Source organism: Xanthomonas hortorum (genome assembly GCF_024339125.1).
GTDB classification, from domain to species: domain Bacteria; phylum Pseudomonadota; class Gammaproteobacteria; order Xanthomonadales; family Xanthomonadaceae; genus Xanthomonas; species Xanthomonas hortorum.
The window spans coordinates 3313569-3332199 of sequence record NZ_CP101417.1 but is presented as its reverse complement, the minus strand read 5'-3'; the positions used below and the strand labels follow the sequence as shown (position 1 = coordinate 3332199).

The window sequence follows — 18631 nt, the reverse complement described above, 5'->3', positions numbered from 1 at the left end:
TCCCGCACGTGAGTTGAGCGCCACCTTGGCCTGCGACATTTTGTCAGCCATGCCATGTAGCCCCGGCCCGGATCGCCTGATCGGTGCGGGATTACACTAGTGCGCTCCCCTCAACCCATCGACCCCATGAACAAGTTCGTGATGCTCTGCATGGCGCTGCTGCTGTGCACTCTCGCCGCCTGCGGCGACCAGTCGTCCCGGCGCGCCGAACGCGGCAAGCCGCGCGTTGCGATCACCACCCAATCGGTGATGATCCGCCGCCCACCGGCTGCCAATGCGGAAATCACCCCGGACGGCACGCTGAAGATCGACGACATTGCGCTACCGCAGAAAGAGCCGACGCGCGCCAAGCTGCAGCTGCTGTTCGGGCACCTGCAGATGCTGCGTCAGCAGGCCGTCAACGAAGCAGGCGCGGACCCGGAATACAAGTCGATCAAGCTGACGGTCACGCCGGACATCCAGAAGCTCAGCGGCGAATTACTCAATGAAATCCCGTCGCTGCAGCCGTATCGCGAGAGCTTCGGCAACGTGCAGGCCGAGCGGCACTGAGTAGCGAAGCTGCGCGAAGACCGCAGATTCGCAAGAACCCTGCGTAGGAGCGCACTTGTGCGCGACGGGGCCTTATCGATAACGCCCTATCGCGCACAAGTGCGCTCCTACATACACACAGCAGTGATCAGCCACCGCTTCCACTGCTGCCGGCCTGGATGCCGCCAAGCGTCAGCGCGGCCGGATCCAGCAAACGCCGCAGATCCGCTTCGCTGAGCCCGCTGTCTTCCAGGGCCACGTCCAGCACCGGGCGCTGTTCCTTGTAGGCGCGCTTGGCGATCGCGGCGGCCTTCTCGTAGCCGATGATCGGGTTGAGCGCAGTGACCAGGATCGGATTGCGATCCAGCGCCTCGCGCACGCGTTCCTGACGCACCTTCAGTCCGGCGATTGCGGTATCGGCCAGCAGACGCGACACATTGCCCAGCAGGGTGATCGAATCCAGCAGGTTGTAGGCGATCAGCGGCAGGGTCACATTCAACTGGAAGTTGCCAGTCTGCCCGGCCACGGTAATCGCGGTGTGGTGGCCGATGACCTGCGCGCATGCCATCACGGTGGCTTCGGGAATCACCGGGTTGACCTTGCCCGGCATGATCGAGCTACCCGGCTGCAGCGCCGGCAATTCGATCTCGCCCAGCCCCGCCAACGGGCCGGCATTCATCCAGCGCAAATCATTGGCGATCTTGATCAAGGCCACCGCCAGCGCATTGAGCTGACCGGACAGTTCCACCGCATCGTCCTGCGCAGCCAGGCCTTCGAACTTGTTGTCGGCACTCTCGAACTTGAATTTGCTCAGGCTCGACAAGGCCTTGGCCACCTTGCCGCCGAAACGCGGATCGGCATTGATGCCGGTGCCGATCGCGGTGCCGCCCAGCGGCAGACGCCGCAAACGCTTGAGCGCGTCGTCGATGCGATCCTGCGCCGAACTCAACTGCGCCGACCATGCGCCAAATTCCTGGCCGAAGGTCAGCGGCATCGCATCCATCAGATGCGTGCGCCCGGTCTTGACCACCTTGCTCAGCCCCTTGGCGCGTTTGTCGATGGTCTTGCGCAGATGCTTGAGCGCGGGCTGCAAATGCTCCTGCACCGCAAGCAACGCGGACACGCGAATCGCGGTCGGGATCACGTCGTTGGAACTCTGCCCCAGATTGACGTGATCGTTGGGATGCACCGCATCCTTGCCGGCGCGCGTGGCCAACGTGGCAATCACCTCGTTGGCATTCATGTTGGACGAGGTACCCGAGCCGGTCTGATAGACATCGATCGGAAATTGCGCGTCATACGTGCCCTCGGCCACCTGCAAGGCGGCGTCCTGCACCGTCTTGGCGATAGACTTGGGCAGCAATCCCAGCTCGGCATTGACGCCGGCTGCAGCGGCCTTGATCAGGCCCAGCGCGCGAATGAAGCCACGTGGCATCGGCTGACCCGACACCGGAAAATTCTGCACGGCACGCTGGGTCTGCGCGCCCCACAATGCATCGGCGGGTACCTGCAATTCACCCATGCTGTCGTGTTCGGTCCTGAAACGTTCGCTCATCTGCACTCTCCGCACATCGTTGGATTTGTGGTCAAGGAAGGCTGGCAGCGGGCGTACCCGGGCTGGCGAGGCTGCCTACGATACTCGCTCGCAGCGTTGCGGCCATGTCGTCGCAAGCCGTGGGCTAGACTGCCCATCGATCAATACGAGGTACCACGCCGCCATGGGCGACGACCCTGACTGTAGAAACGCAGCACCTGCGTCTTTCTCTTCTGCGCACCGCAGCATCGCTTACGCGCAGCAGATAGCGCATAGAACGATCGCCGATGCACAGCACGCAGGCGTACGCCATGCTCGGTAATGTGCTGCTGCTGTTGGTGGCATTGTTGCTGGTGCTGTTGAATGGCTTCTTCGTCGCCGCCGAATTCGCGCTGGTCAAACTGCGTCACACGCAGGCGGTGGGTCTGGCGCAGAACAACGGTTGGCGCGGGCGTTTGCTGTTGGGGGTGCATGCGCATCTGGATGCGTATCTGTCGGCCTGCCAACTCGGTATTACCTTGGCCTCGCTCGGCTTGGGCTGGGTCGGCGAACCTGCGTTTGCGCATCTGCTGCAGCCGCTGTTCGACTTGCTCGGTCTGTCGCCGGAAGCGGCGCAATTCACCGCATTGGCCATTGCCTTCAGCCTGATTTCGTTTCTGCACATCGTGCTGGGCGAACTGGCGCCCAAGAGCATGGCCATTCGCCGTCCGGAGCTGATGTCGCTGTGGACCGCCGCGCCGCTCTACGTCTTTTACTGGGCCATGTATCCGGCGATCTGGGTGCTCAATACCAGCGCCAATCGGTTGCTGCGGGTGCTCGGCTGGGGCGAGGTGGAGCACCAATCGCATCGCTACTCGCGCGAGGAGCTGATGCTCATCGTCGGCCGCCAGGACCCCAATGCAGCCACGCCCGATCACGGCCTGGCCTTGATGAGCCATGCGCTGGAATTGCCCGACCTGGTCGCCGGCGACCTGATGCGCCCGCGCGAGCACATGCGCAGCCTGCGCGAAGGCACGACGCTGGAATCGGTGCTGGCCGAGTTCAGCGAGTCGCGCTATAGCCGCTACCCGTGGTTCGATGCCGAGGGCGAGCAGGTCTTGGGCATCCTGCATACCAAGGATCTGCTGGTGGCAATGGCGCGCGGCCAGGCCCTGGACGATCTGCGCCCGCTGCTGCGCCCGGCCACCCTGCTGACTCTGGAAACCCCGATCCCCAGTGCGCTGGAGCAGTTCCGCACCGGCGCCACCCATCTGGCGCTGTGCGTGGAGGACCAGGGCCGCATCCTGGGCTTCTTCACCCTGGAAGACCTGCTGGAAGTGATGGTCGGCGAGATCGAGGACGAGCATCGCCACGTGGTGCGCGATGCGCCGATCCGCAGCCAGGACGGCTCGCTGCTGGTGGCCGGCAGCACCTCGATCTTCCGCCTGGAACGCCTGCTCGGCCGGGATCTGAGCGCGCCGGACCACGTCAATTCGGTCGGCGGGCTGATCGTACACAGACTGCAGCGGCTGCCGGAAGAAGGCGAAACCCTGCAGCTGGACGGCCACGCGCTGACCGTGCGGCGCATGGACGGGCACCGGATCCAGGCCGTCACCGTCCGCCCGATCGGCGAAGCGAGCGCCGGGGCGGCGTAGAATACCCACCCCCGCCAGCCTCCCAGTGCCCTGCCCATGTCGGATTCCGCCCTGCTCGCTTTGTCCCCGCTCGACGGCCGTTACGCCTCCAAGGTGGATGCGCTGCGCCCGATCTTTTCCGAATACGGCCTGATCAAGGCGCGGGTCAAGGTCGAGATCGAATGGCTGCTGGCACTGGCCGCCGAGCCGGGCATTGCCGAGCTGGCGCCGTTCTCGGCCGACGCCACGCAGACCCTGCGCCGCCTGGCCGACGACTTCAGCGTGAGCGATGCCGCACGCGTCAAGCAGATCGAGCGCACCACCAACCACGACGTCAAGGCGGTGGAATACTTCATCAAGGAACAACTCAAGGATGACGCCGAGCTGGGCCCAGCGCTGGAATTCGTGCATTTCGCCTGCACCAGCGAGGACATCAACAACCTCAGCTACGGCCTGATGCTGGACCAGGCGCGCCGCGAGGTGCTGCTGCCGACGCTGGACGGCATCACCGCCAGCCTGCGCACGCTCGCCCATGCCCAGGCCGGCCAGCCGATGCTGTCGCGCACGCATGGCCAGACCGCCTCGCCCACCACGCTGGGCAAGGAAATCGCCAACGTGGTCGCGCGCCTGGAGCGCCAGCGCAAGCAGATCGCCGCGGTCGAACTGACCGGCAAGATCAACGGCGCGGTCGGCAACTACAACGCGCACCTGGTGTCGTACCCGGACCTGGATTGGGCCGCATTCGCGCAGCGCTTCGTCGAAAGCCTGGGCCTGGTGTTCAACCCCTACACCACCCAGATCGAGCCGCACGACAACGTGGCCGAAATCGGCGACGCCAGCCGTCGCGTCAATACCATCCTGATCGACCTGTCGCGTGACATCTGGGGCTACATCTCGCTGGGCTACTTCAAGCAGAAACTCAAGGAAGGCGAAGTCGGCTCCTCGACCATGCCGCACAAGGTCAACCCGATCGACTTCGAAAATGCCGAAGGCAATTTCGGCATTGCCAATGCACTGTTCGAGCACTTTTCCGCCAAGCTGCCGATCAGCCGCTGGCAGCGCGACCTCACCGATTCCACCGTGCTGCGCGCACTCGGCACCGCCTTCGGCCATACCCAGGTCGCGCTGGATTCGCTGGCCAAGGGCCTCGGCAAGCTGACCGTCAACCCGGAGCGTTTGAACGCCGATCTGGACGCTGCCTGGGAAGTGCTGGCCGAAGCCGTGCAGACCGTGATGCGCCGCCACGGCCTGCCCAATCCGTACGAACAATTGAAGGCACTGACCCGCGGCCAGGGCATCACCGCCGCCTCGATGCAGGCGTTTGTGGAAAGCCTGCAGTTGCCGGAAGAAGACAAGCAGCGCCTGCGCGCGTTGACCCCGGGCGCCTATACCGGCCTGGCCGAGCAGCTGGCGCGCGCCATCTGATCTGACTGCCGCACCCGATCTGGCCGCATTGCGGCGACCCGCATCATTGCGTTGTATCCAGCTGTCAGGAGTATTGCCATGGCATTGCGCTCGCTGCTGTATGTGTCCCTGCTCGCGTTGGTGGCCTGCGGAAAGCAGGCCGCTCCCGAGTCCGCTGCTGCCGCGCCGCAAGCGCCGGCAGCCTCGTCGATCGCACCGGTTCCATCGGTGCCTTCCGTGCCATCGGTCCCGAGCATGGACGGCGCCACCCAGGTCGCCAGCACGGGCGAGCGGCCGACGCTGATGGTCACCTCGACCAGCGGCACGGTCAGCTGCGACGGGCATAACGTCGACCTGACCGGACAAAACGCCAATCTGACCTTCAAGGGCGATTGCGGCACGATCGCGGTGCTGGGTGAGCATGCGATCGTCCAGATCGAGCGCGCCGACTCGGTACGCATCGTTGCCGACGCTGCCCAGGTCACCCTTGCAAGCGATGCCAAGACCATTGAGCTATTCGGCCGCAAATCCACACTCAAGGCCGGACGCATCGACACGCTGCGGGTGCCTGGCGACGACAATCAGGTACAGGCGCAGGCGATCGCTGCAGCCACGCTGCACGGCCGTGGCAACCGCATCACCCAGCAGTCCGGCACTGCCGTGGTCAACGACTACGGCAGCGACAACCAGATTTCCACCCGCTAAACCGCTGATACCCGCCAGCAACCAGCACGTTCCGGCGATGCCTCGCGTGGCCGTGACTGCACTGAAACCTTAGTGCAACACGCCAGCAAGGCATCGCGCAGCGGGCTGGGCGACAATAGGCCACTTCGCCGGCCGCACAGCGCCGGCTTTTCCCAGTCGGACCCGTCACACCATGAAAAAGACCGCCGCAAAAAAGACCGTCGCCAGAAAGGGCGCGCCGCTGCCTTTCGAGATCCATGCCACCCGCGACCAGCCGCTGGGCATGCCGGTCGAGCGCTTCCTGCGCAACTACTGGCACAAGCACCCGCTGTTGATCCGTAACGCGTTCCCGGACTTCCAGTCGCCGCTGCAGCCCGAAGATCTGGCCGGCCTGGCCTGCGAAGACGGCGTGCTGGCGCGACTGATCAGCCACGACCGCGCCACCGACGACTGGAATGTGCGCACCGGCCCGTTCCAGGAAACCGACTTCCCCGGCCTGCCCGACCACGACTGGACCTTGCTGGTGCAGGACGTGGACAAGTGGGACGCCGATGTGCGCGCCTTGCTGGAGCAGTTCCGCTTCCTGCCGCGCTGGCGGATCGACGACATCATGATCAGCTTCGCCGCCACCGGTGGCTCGGTCGGCGCGCATGTCGACCATTACGACGTATTCCTGCTGCAGGGCCAGGGCCACCGCCGCTGGCAGATCGACGCGCGTGCGCAACAGGGCCGCAAGGCCGCGCCGCTGGCATTCCGCGACGATGTCGAGCTCAAGCTGCTCAGCGCCTTCAAGCCCACCCACAACTGGGTGCTGGGCCCGGGCGACATGCTGTACCTGCCGCCGCTGGTGCCGCACCACGGCGTGGCTGAAGACGCCTGCCTGACCTTCTCCATCGGCACCCGCGCGCCGTCCTCGGCCGAGCTGATCGGCGACTATCTGGACACCTTGATCGCCGACGCCGACGAGGCCGTGCGCTATCACGACGAAGACCTCAAAGTGCCCGCCGATCCGTACGAGATCGACGTCACCGCAATGAACCGCGTGGTCGAAGCACTCAACGCGCTGCGCATGAACGACCCGGATCGCCTGGGCGACTGGTTCGGCCGCTTCATGACCACCTACCGCGCCTCCGGCGACGTGGTGCCGGCGCCAGAACCCATCCCACGCGAGGCGGTCGAGCAGGCTCTGGAAGAAGGCGTGCTGCTGCATCGCCATCCATGGTCGCGACTGGCCTGGCGGCGTGCCAAGCGTGGCGCCACGCTGTTCTGCAGCGGGCTGGAATTTGCATTGTCGGCCAAGGACGCCGCGCGCCTGGCTGCCGCCGAAGAAATCGACGGCGCGCTGTATGCGCAGTTGTCAGTCCGCGGCCGCGAGGTGGTGCTGGAGCTGCTGGCGCAGGGCCATTACCAGCGCGCCCACGAGGAGAACGACGACGACTTCGAGGACATCGACGACGACCAGGCGCACGCACTGAGCCTGTCGGCCGACCACGACGATGCCGAACCCGACACGCAGGATGCGGACGAGGAGATCGACGCCGAAGCCGACGTCGAGCAGGTCGCAGACGCCGCGGACGGCCCGGCCGAAGCCGGTGACGCCGGGCAAGGCGAAGACGCCGATCAGAACGACGATAGCGACGACGCTGAGGCATCGGACGCTGGCGACACCGACGCGTCGCCCAAGCGCGCATGAACCACCACGCCAGGCCGCAGACCGTCTCGCTGGATCCGGCGCTCGACGCCGCGGCCCTGCGTGCGCTGCGCCTGGCGTGCACCACCGGCACCGCTAGCACCACCAGCGATGCCGAATGGGACGCACTGGATCCCCTCAGCCTGCAATTGGCCATGCGCACTGACGACGGCCAGCTGATCGCCGCGGTGCGGCTCACACCCGACCGACGCATCGACCGGCTCGGCGTGCTCCCCGACTGGCGCCGCCGTGGCATTGCCGACCAATTGCTCGCCGCCGCAGTGGACACCGCCCGCCAACGCGGCTGGCCCAGCCTGAGCGCACGCGTCAACACACATGCCGAAGCGGTGTTCGCACGCCTCGGTTTTCTGCCCGAAGCCTCCCCCGAATTTCGTCCTGACCGCGCCTTCGATACGGAGGGCGCAGCAGGCACTGCCCTGCACCGCCGCCTCGACGGCCCGATGGCAGTCGAGAATCTGAGCGCAGCCCTTGCCGCCACCACCGGCCTGCTGTGTACGGCGCGCCGTCAAGTACTGATCTATACGCGCGCACTGGATCCGCCCCTGTTCGACAACGCTGCGGCACTCGATGCGCTGCGTCGCTTCGCCACCGCCCGGCATGACAAACGCGTGCACGTGCTGGTGCAGGACACCGCAAGCGCCAACGCCAGTGGCAGCGCAATGCTGCGCCTGGCCCAACGTCTGCCCAGCGTGTTTCGCTTCCGCGCGGTCAGCGATCCGGTCGATGGCAGCTACGCGTCGGCCTATGTGGTGGGCGATGACGCCTACTACTTTCGTCCAACAGGCCACCGCTTCGACGACGGCGAAACCTGGCTGTCGGGCGCCGCGCGCAGTCGTCAGCTGGAGCGCGAATTCGCGCAGATATGGGAGCGCAGCGCGCTTTGGAGCGAACCGCGGGCGCTCGGCATCTGACGCCGCAGCGCCCTTCGCACGTAGGTGCGAGGCCGGTCGACCTACCCGTCCGGTCAGCTCGCAGACGCCCTGTCATTAGCGCAAGGGGGTATAATTTTTCGAGATTTGATACCGACCGATAGGGCATCTTGCCCTGCCGCTTCCGCACAATCTCCCCTCACAGCAGACCCGACTTACCATCGTGGATAATCTCCTAAAGCAGTTCGCACAGTCATCGCAGCTCGCCGGCGGCAACGCCGCCTACATCGAGGATCTGTACGAGCAGTACCTCGTCGCCCCGGACAGTGTCGATCCGAAGTGGAAGAGCTATTTCGACGACTTCAAAGGTCGCGATGCCGGGGATGTGCCGCACTCGGCCGCCATCGCCCACATCCTCACTGCCTCCAAGCAGGCAGCCAATGCCGGAACCGGCGCGGGTACCAGTGACGAGCGCGAGCGCAACGTCGGCCGCCTGATCACTGCCTACCGTGCGCGTGGTCACCTCGGCGCGCAGCTCGACCCGCTCGGCCTCACCCCACCAGTCAACCCGCCCGATCTGGACCTGCCGTTCCATAGCCTCTCGCAGGCCGATATGGACAGCGAGTTCAGCACCGGCGGTGTCGGTGGTCAGCCGCGGATGAAGCTGAAGGACCTGCTGGCCCGCCTGAAGGCGACCTACGCCAGCACCATCGGCGCGGAGTTCATGCACATCCAGGAATTCGACCAGCGCCAGTGGATCTACAAGCGCCTGGAAGATGCCGGCGGCAAGATTGCCGGCGACGCGGCCAGCCGCAAGCGCACGCTGGAGCGGCTCACCGCCGCCGAAGGTCTGGAGCGCTACCTGCACACCAAGTACGTCGGTCAGAAGCGCTTCTCGCTGGAAGGCGGCGATGCGCTGATCCCGATGATGGACGAGATCATTCGCCAGTCCGGCAACGATCAGGTCAAGGACATCGTGATCGGCATGGCCCACCGCGGCCGCCTCAACGTACTGGTCAATACGCTGGGCAAGAACCCGCGCAAGCTGTTCGACGAGTTCGAAGGCAAGTTCGAGCACGCCCACGACGACCGCGCGCACACCGGCGACGTCAAGTACCACATGGGCTTCTCGGCCGACATCGCCGTTGGCACCGACAAGCAGGTGCATCTGGCGCTGGCGTTCAACCCCTCGCATCTGGAAATCGTCGACCCGGTCGTGGTCGGCAGCGTGCGTTCGCGTCAGGAACGCTTCGGCGATGCCGAGCGCAAGACCGTGCTGCCGATCCTGATCCACGGCGATGCCGCATTTGCCGGCCAGGGCGTGGTGATGGAGCTGTTCCAGATGTCGCAGGCGCGCGGTTTCGCCGTTGGCGGCACCGTGCACATCGTCATCAACAACCAGATCGGCTTCACCACCAGCGCCCGCGACGACGCCCGTTCCACGCTGTACTGCACCGACGTGGCCAAGATGATCGGCGCGCCGGTCTTCCATGTGAACGGCGACGACCCGGACGCGGTGATGTTCGTGTCCAAGCTGGCCTATGAATTCCGCCAGCAGTTCAAGAAGGACGTGGTCATCGACCTGGTCTGCTACCGCCGTTGGGGCCATAACGAGGCCGACGAACCGGCAGCGACCCAGCCGGTGATGTACCAGACCATCCGCAAGCACAAGACCACCCGCGAGCTGTACGCCAACAAGCTGGAAAGCGATGGCGTGCTGAGCGCCGACGAGGCCAAGGCGCTGGTCGACGGCTACCGCAACAAGCTCGATTCGGGCGAATACACCACCGAACTGGCCACGCGCAAGCCGGACGAATTCGCCATCGACTGGTCGAAGTATCTGGTCGGCACTGCTGCCGATCCGGTCGACACCCGTGTCAAGCGCGAGCAGCTGGACCGCTTGGCCAAGCTGATCACCACCATTCCGGAAGGCGTGGAGCTGCACGCACGTGTGGCCAAGATCTACGACGATCGCGTCAAGATGGCCGCCGGCCAGCAGGCCGGCGACTGGGGCTTTGCCGAAAACCTGGCCTACGCAACGCTGCTGGCCGAAGGCCACAAGCTGCGCCTGGTCGGCCAGGATGCTGGTCGTGGCACGTTCTTCCACCGTCACGCGATCCTGCATGACCAGAAGAGCGACAGCTATTACATGCCGCTGCGCCAGTTGGTCGAGAACCCCGAAGACGCCACCGTGATCGACTCGCTGCTCAGCGAAGAAGCGGTGATGGGTTTCGAATACGGCTACTCCACCACCGACCCGAACGCGCTGTGCGTGTGGGAAGCGCAGTTCGGCGACTTCGCCAACGGCGCGCAGGTGGTGATCGACCAGTTCATCGCCGCCGGCGAAGCCAAGTGGGGCCGTATCGCGGGCCTGTCGCTGTTCCTGCCGCACGGCTACGAAGGCCAGGGCCCGGAGCACAGCTCCGCGCGTCTGGAACGTTTCCTGCAGCTGTGCGCACTGGAAAACATGCTGGTCTGCGTGCCAACCACCCCGGCGCAGTGCTTCCACATGATCCGCCGCCAGATGCGCATGACCACCCGCAAGCCGCTGGTGGTGATGACGCCCAAGTCGCTGCTGCGCCACAAGCTGGCGGTGTCGAGCCTGGAAGAACTGGCCGAGGGCGAATTCCAGCATCTGATCCCCGATGCCAAGGCCGATGCCGGCAAGGTCAAGCGCGTGGTGCTGTGCTCGGGCAAGGTCTATTACGACCTGCTCGAAGACCAGACCAAGCGTGGCCAGGACGACGTCGCCATCCTGCGCGTGGAGCAGCTGTATCCGTTCCCGCGTGCGCAGCTGGCGGCCGAGCTCAAGGCCTATGCCAACGCCACCGATGTGGTGTGGTGTCAGGAAGAACCGCAGAACCAGGGTGCGTGGTACCAGATTCGCCACCATCTGAACTTCTGCCTGACCGGCGCCCAGAGCCTGCATTACGCCGGCCGTGCCCGCTCGCCCTCGCCTGCCGCCGGCCACATGGCCGACCACATCGTCGAACAGCAGAAGCTGGTCGCCGATGCGCTCCTCAATCCGTTCAACGACCAAGTCGCTGAATAACTCCTCTTCCCCAAAGAACGCACACACTAGGACGCTCCCCGAATGGCCACCGAAGTCAAAGTTCCGGTACTGCCCGAATCCGTTTCCGACGCCACCATCGCCAGCTGGCACAAGAAGGCCGGCGAAGCGGTCAAGCGCGACGAGAATCTGGTCGACCTGGAAACCGACAAGGTCGTGTTGGAAGTTCCTTCGCCCGTCGACGGCGTGCTGAAGGAAATCAAGTTCGAAGCCGGCAGCACGGTCACCAGCAACCAGATCCTGGCGATCATCGAAGAAGGCGCGGTGGCTGCGGCCGCACCGGCCGACGAGAAGAAGGCTGAGGCACCGGCACCTGCCGCTGCTGCGCCGGCCGCCGCTCCGGCAGCTGCCGCCGCTGCACCTGCAGCTGCGTCCAAGTCGTCTGCCGATGCCCTGCCCCCGGGTGCGCGTTTTGCTGCGATCACCCAGGGCGTGGACCCGGCGCAGGTCGACGGCACCGGCCGTCGCGGCGCGGTGACCAAGGAAGACATCGTCAACTTCGCCAAGGCCGGCGGCGTGGGCAAGGCATCCGGCGCCCGTCCGGAAGAGCGCGTGGCGATGACCCGCGTGCGCAAGACCATCGCCAAGCGCCTGATGGAGTCCAAGAACTCCACCGCGATGCTGACCACCTTCAACGAGGTCAATCTCGCCAAGGTGTCGGCCGCGCGCAAGGAACTGCAGGACGAATTCCAGAAGGCGCACGGCATCAAGCTCGGTTTCATGAGCTTCTTCGTCAAGGCCGCCGCCAATGCGCTGCAGCGCTTCCCGCTGGTCAATGCCTCGATCGACGGCGACGACATCATCTATCACGGCTACAGCGACATCTCGATCGCCGTATCGACCGAGAAGGGCCTGGTCACGCCGGTGTTGCGTAACGTCGAGCGCCAGTCGTTCGCTGAAGTCGAACAGGGCATCGCCGACTACGCCGCCAAGGCGCGCGCCGGCAAGCTGGGCCTGGACGACCTGCAGGGCGGTACCTTCACCATCACCAACGGCGGCACTTTCGGCTCGCTGCTGTCCACCCCGATCATCAACCCGCCGCAGAGCGCCATCCTGGGCATGCACGCGATCAAGGAACGTCCGATCGCCGAGAACGGCCAGGTCGTGATCGCGCCGATGATGTATCTGGCGCTGTCCTACGACCACCGCATCATCGACGGCAAGGATTCGGTGCAGTTCCTGGTGGACATCAAGAACCAGCTGGAAAACCCGGGCCGGATGTTGTTCGGCCTGTAAGCCTTGCAGCCCCTCTCCCATCGGGAGGGGGGTTGGTTTGAGGGGACGGCCGCACTTGCATCGCACGGTGTCCGCCCCAAACCCAAGCAGCACCAGTCGGCAGCGCCATCTCCGCTCCGCCGCACCCTCATCCGGCGCTACGCGCCACCTTCTCCCGACGGGAGAAGGGAAAGGCAAAGGACTTTAGAAATGGCTGAAAACTACGACATCGTCGTCATCGGTGCCGGTCCGGCCGGTTATCACGCCGCCATCCGCGCGGCCCAGCTGGGCATGAAGGTCGCCTGCATCGACGCGGCACTCGGCAAGGACGGCAAGCCCGCCCTGGGCGGGACCTGCCTGCGCGTGGGCTGCATTCCGTCCAAGGCGCTGCTGGATTCCTCGCGCCAGTTCTGGAACATGGGCCATCTGTTCGGCGACCACGGCATCAGCTTCAACGATGCCAAGATGGACGTGCCCACCATGATCGGCCGCAAGGACAAGATCGTGAAGCAGTTCACCGGCGGCATCGCGATGCTGTTCAAGGCGAACAAGATCACCCCGTACTACGGCTTCGGCCAGTTGCTGCCGGGCAACATCGTCAAGGTCGCCCAGCACGAAGGCGGCGAGATCGAGCTCAAGGGCACCAATGTGATCCTGGCGCCGGGCTCGGAGTCGATCGAGCTGCCGTTCGCCAAGTTCGAAGGCGACACCATCGTCGACAACGTCGGCGGCCTGGACTTCACCGCCGTGCCCAAGCGCATGGCCGTGATCGGCGCCGGCGTGATCGGCCTGGAACTGGGCAGCGTGTGGAAGCGTCTGGGCGCCGAGGTCACCATCCTCGAAGCGCTGCCGGACTTCCTGGCGCTGGCCGATGCAGAAGTCGCCAAGACCGCGCTGAAGGAATTCAAGAAGCAGGGCCTGGACATCAAGCTCGGCGCCAAGGTCAGCAAGACCGAGATCACCGGCAGCGGCGATGCCAAGCAGGTGGTGGTCAGCTACACCGACGCCGCTGGCGAACAGACCCTCACCGTGGACAAGCTGCTGGTGGCAGTGGGCCGCAAGGCGGCAACCAAGAACCTGCTGGCCGACGGTACCGGCGTCAAGCTCAACGAGCGTGGCCAGATCGAAGTGGACGCGCATTGCCACACCGGCGTCGATGGCGTGTGGGCGGTCGGCGACTGCGTGCGCGGCCCGATGCTGGCGCACAAGGGCTTCGAAGAAGGCATTGCGGTTGCCGAGCTGATCGCCGGCCTGCCTGGTCACGTCAACTTCGACACCATTCCGTGGGTCATCTACACCGAGCCGGAGATTGCCTGGGTCGGCAAGACCGAGCAACAGTTGAAGGCCGAAGGCGTCGCCTACAAGGCCGGCAGCTTCCCGTTCGCGGCGATCGGCCGTGCGGTGGCCATGGGCGAGCCGGCCGGCTTCGTCAAGGTGATCGCCGATGCCGAAACCGACCGCGTGCTGGGCATGCACCTGGTCGGCGTGGGCGTGTCCGAACTGGTGCACGAAGGTGTGCTGACGATGGAATTCAACGGCTCGGCCGACGATCTGGCCCGCATCTGCCACGCGCATCCGACGCTGTCCGAAGCGATCCACGATGCCGCAATGGCAGTGAGCAAGCGCGCGATCCATAAGGCGAACTGATCGGGATTGGTGGATTCGGGATTGGGGATTCGCGACGGCGGCTCCCGGTCCCGACCCCTTCCGGCAATGACATGGCGCCGGGTGAAAACCCGGCGTTATGTTTTTCAAGCCTGGCAAGAACTTCAGACACATCAGCGCGGGCTCTGCCGACAGCACCACGTGCAATCAGCGCAACGCCGCCCTCGCTTCAACCAATCCCCAATCCCAACTCCCGAATCCCATGAAATCCATCTGCGTCTACTGCGGTTCCAATGCCGGCAACAAACCCGCCTACGCCGAGCGTGCCACCGCGCTGGGTCAGCGCATCGCCGAGCAGGGCTTGCGCCTGGTCTATGGCGGCGGCAACGTCGGCTTGATGGGCACGGTGGCAAATGCGGTGCTGGCGGCCGGTGGCGAAGTGACCGGGGTGATTCCGCAGCAGCTGGCCGATTGGGAAGTGGCCCATCGCGGCCTGACCACGCTGGAAATCGTCGGCTCCATGCATGAGCGCAAGATGCGCATGTTCGAGCTGTCGGATGCCTTCGTCGCCCTGCCCGGGGGCTTCGGCACCATGGAAGAGATCTTCGAGATGCTGACCTGGCGCCAGCTGGGCATCGGCAACAAGCCCTGCGCGTTCCTGGATATCGAAGGTTTTTATGCACCGCTGATCGGCATGATCGATCGCATGGTGGAAGAGCGCTTCCTGCATCCGGACCAGCGCACCGACCTGTGGTACGGCAACGATCTGGCGCAGATGCTGGAGTGGATGCAGCACTACACGCCGGCGCAGGCATCCAAGTGGATCGACGAGAAGCGCCGCTCCACACTGGTGTAATCGACTGCTGTCCTTGACCGATGTGATCGGGTTGCACGAGGTGCGCCGTGCAACCGCATGTGCGCGCAAGCTGCCAGCTTGCAACCGTAGTCACACTGGCCGCAGCGATAGGCATCACCGGCTCGCATAGAATGGCGACGATGCTCGATACCCTCGCCGCTGACGCGCACCACAGCCTGGACATCAAGCACAGTCGCTTTCTGGCCAACGCTGCTGCATTGGACGCTCCTGCGCATGCGCTGGAGATCGTGCAGCGCGTGTCTGTTGCAGATGCCACCCACAACTGCTGGGCGTACCGGTTTGGGCAGGAGTACCGCTCCAGCGACGACGGCGAGCCCAGCGGCACTGCCGGGCGGCCGATCCTGGCCGCCATCGATGGCCAGGGCTTTGATCGCGTGGTGGTGGTGGTCACACGCTGGTACGGCGGCATCAAGCTGGGCGCCGGTGGGCTGGTACGTGCCTACGGCGGCGCGGCGGCCGAATGCCTGCGGCTGGCGACACGACAGCCATTGATCGCGTTGTCGCTGCTCGACCTGCAGTGCCAGTTCGACGACCTGGGCCTGGTGCATGCCGCACTCAGCGCGTTCCATGCCGACAAGCTGGATGAACATTTCGACGCCAATGGCGCCGCGCTACGCGTGCAATTGCCTGCCGATCAACTGGCCGGCTTGAAAACCCGCCTGTGCGACGCCACTCGCAACCGTGTCCACCTCTCAACACCGGAAGCCGCATGAACCAGCCAGCCGCCGCCAGGCCCAACCCATTGCGGAAGCTCGGCAGCCTGCGCACCTTGTGGCCATTCGTACAACGCCAGCGCGGCCTGTTCGCCGCCTGGTTGATCGCGCTGGCAGTATCTTCGGCCGCCACGCTGAGCCTGCCGGCAGCGGTCAAGCAGATGATCGACCACGGTTTCTCCGGCGGTTCGCAGATCAATCAGGCCTTCGCGCTGTTGTTTGCAGTGGCGGTGGTGCTGGCACTGGCCACGGCCGCGCGCTTTTACTTCGTTGCGTTGCTGGGCGAAAAAGTCGTCGCCGATCTGCGTGGCCGGTTGTACGCGCATCTGATCGGGCTGGACGCCGGCTTTCATGATCGCAGCCGCAGCGGCGAGCTGGTCTCGCGCCTGTCGGCCGACAGCGAGCTGCTGCGTGGGGTAATCGGCACCACCATGTCGGTAGCCTTGCGCAGCTCGGTGACGGTGATCGGCAGCATGGTGATGCTGTTCGTCACCAGCCCGCGGCTGGCCGGGTTCACGCTGATCGGCATCCCGCTGGCAGTGCTGCCGATCGTGCTGGGCGCACGCCGCCTGCAGAAGATCTCGCGCGCCAGCCAGGACCGTGTGGCCGACGCCAACACGCTGGCCGCCGAAACGCTGGGCGCGGTGCGCACCGTGCAGGCACATGCGCGCGAAGGCTACGAAAGCCACCGTTTCAGCCAGGCCTTGTTGGCGGCGATCGAAACCGCGCGGCTGCGCATCCGTACCCAGGCCACCGTCACTGCGGTGGCGATCATGCTGATCTTCGGCGCGATCGTCGGGGTGCTGTGGCTGGGTGCGCACGATGTGATCGGCGGGCGCATGACGCCCGGCACGCTGGGGCAATTCGTGTTGTACGCGTTGATCGGCGGTGGTTCGGTCGGTGCGCTGGCCGAGGTCTGGAACGAGTTGCAGCGCGCGGCCGGCGGCATGGGCCGCGTTGGCGAATTGCTGGACGAGCAACCGGTGATCGTCGCGCCGGCCACGCCGCAGCCATTGCCGCAGCCGCTGCGCGGCGCGATCCATTTCGATCAGGTGGTGTTTCATTATCCGCAGCGCCCCGATGCGCCTGCCCTGGATCACTTCGATCTGCATGTCCTTCCGGGCGAAACCGTAGCGCTGGTCGGGCCCTCCGGCGCCGGCAAGAGCACGGTGCTGTCGATGTTACTGCGTTTCCACGACCCGGTCAGCGGCAAGCTGCGCATCGACGATGTGGATCTGCGCGACACCGATCCGGTGCTGCTGCGCGAACGCATTGCCTTGGTGCCGCAGCAACCCACGCTGTTTGCCGCCAGCGCCGCCGACAATATTCGTTATGGGCGCCTGGAAGCGAGCGATGCGCAAGTGGAAGCCGCTGCCGTTGCCGCCGAAGCCGATGTCTTCATCCGCGCCCTGCCGCAGGGCTATGCCAGCGAACTGGGCGAACGCGGCGCACGCCTGTCCGGCGGCCAGCAGCAGCGTGTGGCGATTGCGCGTGCATTGCTCAAGGACGCGCCGATCCTGCTGCTGGACGAGGCCACCAGCGCACTGGACGCGCAGAGCGAGCGTGCCGTGCAGCAGGCGCTGGACCGGCTGATGGAAGGCCGCACCACGCTGGTCATCGCCCATCGCCTGGCCACCGTACTCAAGGCCGACCGCATCGTGGTGATGGATGCCGGCCGCATCGTTGCGCAGGGCACGCATGCGCAATTGATTGCCGAAGGCGGCCTGTATGCAGAGCTGGCGCGGCTGCAGTTCATCGATCAGTGACGCCTGGATGCGCTGTTGCCTGAGTGACATGGCGGTACGTTTCGCTCACCGGCGCCTTGCCGGTGGTGCGCTCCGAGCACTCCCGAAGTAACGCTGTGACGGTAACGAAGTGACGCATGCCCCGCCCTAGAACCACCATTCGCCAGCTTAGTTATTTCGTCGCGCTCGCCGACACCGGAAGCTTCACCCGCGCCGCCGAGCAGATGGGCGTGTCGCAACCCTCGCTGTCGCAGCAGATTCGCGCCTTCGAAACCATCATCGGTGCAGTGCTGTTCGAACGCGGCGTGCCGGCGATCCTGACACCGCTGGGACGCGATCTGCTCGACCGCGCGCGCAGCATCCTGCTCGACATCACAGACCTGGAAGAAGTACGTGCCACCTCGGCCGACACGCTGATCGGCACCATCCGGCTGGGCGTGTCGCCCACGCTCGGTGCGTACCTGATGCCGAGCCTGGTCGCGCGCCTGCACCGCGAGCACCCGGCGCTGCGCGTGCATGTGCGCGAAGGCTTGCCGACGGTGCTGGCCGCAGGCCTGGCCAGCGGTCTGCATGACGTGATCCTTGCGCAATTGCCGGTCGCCGGGCGCGGCCTGCATAGCGAGCGGCTGTTCCGCGAACCGCTGCACGTAACCATGGCTGCAGATCACCCGTTGCGTGCCAAAGCCTTCATCACACCGGCCGATCTGCGCGGCGCCAACCTGCTGACCCTGATGCCGGAATACCGCCTGGCCGAACAGATCGCCGCGATCGCCATGGACGTCGGCGCCACCGTCCTGCGCGATTACGAAGGCACCAGCCTGGATGCGATCCGTCAGATGGCAGGAATGGGCATGGGTCTTGCACTATTGCCAGACCTGTATGTGCGCCAGGAAATCCGCGAGGGCGACGACGTCGTCGTTCGGCCGATCAAAGGCGGACGCTACTATAGGGAGATCGGGCTGTTGTGGCGGCAAGGCGCAGGACGCGCGCCGGCCTTCGGGTTGATCGCCGATCTCCTGCGTGCGGTGGCCGCATAGGAAAATCCTATGCGTCGAATAAGCGC

Annotated in this window: 14 protein-coding genes; 13 read left to right on the top strand and 1 reads right to left on the bottom strand. The window is 65.3% G+C overall.

The window, feature by feature from the left end; genetic code table 11:
* The first annotated feature begins 126 nt into the window (after nt 1-126).
* Entirely contained in the window at nt 127-549 is a 423-nt protein-coding gene (locus NMB96_RS14305) for a hypothetical protein (RefSeq protein ID WP_043889123.1), read from the top strand.
* Between the two features lie 127 nt (nt 550-676).
* On the opposite strand, the gene NMB96_RS14300 is transcribed toward NMB96_RS14305, so the two are convergent.
* Nucleotides 677-2083 (bottom strand): class II fumarate hydratase, encoded by a 1407-nt coding sequence (locus tag NMB96_RS14300; protein WP_023903559.1) that lies wholly within the window; start codon nt 2081-2083, stop codon nt 677-679.
* Nucleotides 2084-2349: 266 nt separating this feature from the next.
* Here NMB96_RS14300 and NMB96_RS14295 point away from each other — a divergent pair, with 266 nt between their 5' ends.
* The 12 genes from NMB96_RS14295 (at nt 2350) to NMB96_RS14240 (ending at nt 18605) form a co-directional block, all read left to right on the top strand.
* Nucleotides 2350-3696: a hemolysin family protein gene (locus tag NMB96_RS14295; protein ID WP_043889122.1), complete on the top strand. Its 1347-nt coding sequence runs from the start codon at nt 2350-2352 to the stop codon at nt 3694-3696.
* A 36-nt stretch (nt 3697-3732) separates the two neighbouring features.
* Complete coding sequence (gene purB, locus NMB96_RS14290; RefSeq protein WP_023903556.1) at nt 3733-5100, top strand: adenylosuccinate lyase; 1368 nt, start codon at nt 3733-3735, stop codon at nt 5098-5100.
* A 78-nt stretch (nt 5101-5178) separates the two neighbouring features.
* The gene (locus NMB96_RS14285) at nt 5179-5784 is read left to right on the top strand and encodes a DUF3060 domain-containing protein (RefSeq protein WP_023903555.1); all 606 of its coding nucleotides are present in this window, start codon (nt 5179-5181) and stop codon (nt 5782-5784) included.
* 172 nt (nt 5785-5956) lie between these two features.
* Nucleotides 5957-7456 carry a ribosomal protein uL16 3-hydroxylase gene (locus NMB96_RS14280; RefSeq protein ID WP_023903554.1) on the top strand — a complete coding sequence of 500 codons (1500 nt, stop codon included), beginning with the start codon at nt 5957-5959 and terminating at the stop codon, nt 7454-7456.
* Nucleotides 7453-8385 carry a GNAT family N-acetyltransferase gene (locus tag NMB96_RS14275; RefSeq protein WP_183086827.1) on the top strand — a complete coding sequence of 311 codons (933 nt, stop codon included), beginning with the start codon at nt 7453-7455 and terminating at the stop codon, nt 8383-8385. Before NMB96_RS14280 ends, NMB96_RS14275 begins: the two co-directional genes overlap by 4 nt.
* Before the next feature lie 181 nt (nt 8386-8566).
* Nucleotides 8567-11395 (top strand): 2-oxoglutarate dehydrogenase E1 component, encoded by a 2829-nt coding sequence (locus tag NMB96_RS14270; RefSeq protein WP_023903552.1) that lies wholly within the window; start codon nt 8567-8569, stop codon nt 11393-11395.
* A gap of 42 nt (nt 11396-11437) precedes the next feature.
* Nucleotides 11438-12649, top strand: coding sequence for a dihydrolipoyllysine-residue succinyltransferase (sucB, locus tag NMB96_RS14265; RefSeq protein ID WP_183086828.1), 1212 nt, complete (start codon nt 11438-11440; stop codon nt 12647-12649).
* 189 nt (nt 12650-12838) lie between these two features.
* On the top strand, nt 12839-14275 hold the full coding sequence (gene lpdA, locus NMB96_RS14260) for a dihydrolipoyl dehydrogenase (protein WP_023903550.1): 1437 nt from the start codon (nt 12839-12841) through the stop codon (nt 14273-14275).
* Nucleotides 14276-14495: 220 nt separating this feature from the next.
* Nucleotides 14496-15089 (top strand): LOG family protein, encoded by a 594-nt coding sequence (locus NMB96_RS14255; RefSeq protein ID WP_006449471.1) that lies wholly within the window; start codon nt 14496-14498, stop codon nt 15087-15089.
* A 131-nt stretch (nt 15090-15220) separates the two neighbouring features.
* The gene (locus NMB96_RS14250; protein WP_043889120.1) at nt 15221-15823 is read left to right on the top strand and encodes an IMPACT family protein; all 603 of its coding nucleotides are present in this window, start codon (nt 15221-15223) and stop codon (nt 15821-15823) included.
* Entirely contained in the window at nt 15820-17589 is a 1770-nt protein-coding gene (locus NMB96_RS14245; protein ID WP_255085069.1) for an ABC transporter transmembrane domain-containing protein, read from the top strand. The genes NMB96_RS14250 and NMB96_RS14245 overlap by 4 nt, the downstream gene beginning before the upstream one ends.
* 116 nt (nt 17590-17705) lie before the next feature.
* Nucleotides 17706-18605 carry a hydrogen peroxide-inducible genes activator gene (locus NMB96_RS14240; RefSeq protein ID WP_255085068.1) on the top strand — a complete coding sequence of 300 codons (900 nt, stop codon included), beginning with the start codon at nt 17706-17708 and terminating at the stop codon, nt 18603-18605.
* Nucleotides 18606-18631: the final 26 nt, after the last annotated feature.

What these genes read in the sequence shown, in the direction of transcription:
- lpdA (WP_023903550.1), top strand. Translation starts at nt 12,839, where the DNA reads ATGGCTGAAAACTACGACATCGTCGTCATCGGTGCCGGTCCGGCCGGT.
- NMB96_RS14305 (WP_043889123.1), top strand. Translation starts at nt 127, where the DNA reads ATGAACAAGTTCGTGATGCTCTGCATGGCGCTGCTGCTGTGCACTCTC.
- NMB96_RS14255 (WP_006449471.1), top strand. Translation starts at nt 14,496, where the DNA reads ATGAAATCCATCTGCGTCTACTGCGGTTCCAATGCCGGCAACAAACCC.
- NMB96_RS14295 (WP_043889122.1), top strand. Translation starts at nt 2,350, where the DNA reads ATGCACAGCACGCAGGCGTACGCCATGCTCGGTAATGTGCTGCTGCTG.
- NMB96_RS14275 (WP_183086827.1), top strand. Translation starts at nt 7,453, where the DNA reads ATGAACCACCACGCCAGGCCGCAGACCGTCTCGCTGGATCCGGCGCTC.
- NMB96_RS14300 (WP_023903559.1), bottom strand. Translation starts at nt 2,083, where the DNA reads ATGAGCGAACGTTTCAGGACCGAACACGACAGCATGGGTGAATTGCAG.
- NMB96_RS14240 (WP_255085068.1), top strand. Translation starts at nt 17,706, where the DNA reads ATGCCCCGCCCTAGAACCACCATTCGCCAGCTTAGTTATTTCGTCGCG.
- NMB96_RS14250 (WP_043889120.1), top strand. Translation starts at nt 15,221, where the DNA reads ATGGCGACGATGCTCGATACCCTCGCCGCTGACGCGCACCACAGCCTG.
- purB (WP_023903556.1), top strand. Translation starts at nt 3,733, where the DNA reads ATGTCGGATTCCGCCCTGCTCGCTTTGTCCCCGCTCGACGGCCGTTAC.
- NMB96_RS14245 (WP_255085069.1), top strand. Translation starts at nt 15,820, where the DNA reads ATGAACCAGCCAGCCGCCGCCAGGCCCAACCCATTGCGGAAGCTCGGC.
- NMB96_RS14285 (WP_023903555.1), top strand. Translation starts at nt 5,179, where the DNA reads ATGGCATTGCGCTCGCTGCTGTATGTGTCCCTGCTCGCGTTGGTGGCC.
- sucB (WP_183086828.1), top strand. Translation starts at nt 11,438, where the DNA reads ATGGCCACCGAAGTCAAAGTTCCGGTACTGCCCGAATCCGTTTCCGAC.
- NMB96_RS14280 (WP_023903554.1), top strand. Translation starts at nt 5,957, where the DNA reads ATGAAAAAGACCGCCGCAAAAAAGACCGTCGCCAGAAAGGGCGCGCCG.